Origin of the sequence: Gemmiger formicilis (genome assembly GCF_016901605.1) — a bacterium.
Lineage (GTDB): Bacteria > Bacillota > Clostridia > Oscillospirales > Ruminococcaceae > Gemmiger > Gemmiger formicilis_B.
In genome coordinates, this window is record NZ_JACJKP010000347.1 from 1 (window position 1) to 791 (window position 791).

Annotated in this window: 1 protein-coding gene; it reads right to left on the bottom strand. The window is 57.3% G+C overall.

What is annotated here, in order from left to right:
* Window positions 1-677 (bottom strand): polyphosphate polymerase domain-containing protein (locus H6B10_RS14755; protein ID WP_204652284.1); only part of this gene is annotated, 677 nt, incomplete at its 3' end.
* Window positions 678-791 lie beyond the last annotated feature (114 nt).

A 791-nucleotide genomic window follows, 5' to 3' on the forward strand; every position in this document is an offset into this window, starting at 1 on the left:
TGATCCACACAAAGGCAGAATTTGGAGGCCGACGTCCTGACAAAGGAATAGGCGCGAAAGATACTTTGAATATACTCCGGCAAAATACCGGTAAACTTGACTTCCAGAATCATCTGGCCGGGGGGCAGCACGTGGTAGCCGGGTGCCGCCGGGTCAAAAAGGTCCTGCCGGGGGTCCATGGCCGTAAGGGTCTTGTCAAAGGTGATGCGCACCGTACCCACGTCATTGACGAAGGCTTCCCGGTCATAGGCCACGATCACATTGGGCCGGATGATGTTGGCCCGGGCTTCCACAAAAAACTGCCGGGCAAGCGGCTGGGGTTTGCCCAGTAGGAACCCGCAGTCCCCCCGGCAGAGGGCAGCGTATTCCTGCAGGGTCAGGGGCACCGCTTCTTTATAGATATAAGCGCCGTTTTTGTACTTGCATTCCAGGGCAATATGCTGCCGGGCACAGTTGTAGATGCGCACCCGGTATTTTTTGCGCACTTCCACCCCCGCCATTTTCTGGCGGTAGGCGGTGTGGTACAAATCATCCAAATACAAACTGCGGATATGGTAACCGCCGTCCGGCCCCGCATGGGCGTCATGTCCCAGCAGGGAGTGCAGCACCGTTTGCAGCTGCCGGTACTCGGCCTGGTTGACAAGGAATTTCAGTTCGTTTCGATATGCGGGGGTCATCCGGTCACCTCCACCCGGTCCACACCGGGATAATACACATCATTCACCTGGATCTTGTTCATGGACGGGGCCGTGCGGCCGTCCTGCGTGACGGCGGTCACTTCAAAATACCAG